This window comes from Monashia sp. HAY1-2A (assembly GCF_056755315.1).
The window spans coordinates 1-246 of the sequence record NZ_JBNDHY010000654.1; the positions used below are offsets into that span (position 1 = coordinate 1).

Consider the following 246-nt stretch of genomic DNA (forward strand, 5'->3'; position numbering starts at 1 on the left):
GGAACGGATCGATACGACTGCCAAGGCCGTCATGGCCGAAGGCGGCCTGAAGATCGACTATCTCGTCGGCACAATGATCGAGCTTCCGCGCGCCGCTCTCCGCGCCCACAAGATCGCCGAGGCTGCCGAATTCTTCTCCTTTGGCACCAACGACCTGACGCAGACGACCTTCGGCATTTCCCGCGACGACGCTTCCGCCTTCATTCCGACGTACCAGCGCAAGGGAATCATCGAGCACGATCCCTT

1 protein-coding gene is annotated in these 246 nt (G+C 61.0%); it reads left to right on the forward strand.

Going from position 1 to position 246, the window contains the following annotated elements; all coding sequences use genetic code 11:
- Positions 1 to 246: putative PEP-binding protein (locus ACPYOM_RS23425; RefSeq protein ID WP_481347815.1), on the forward strand; the 246-nt coding region annotated here is incomplete at both ends.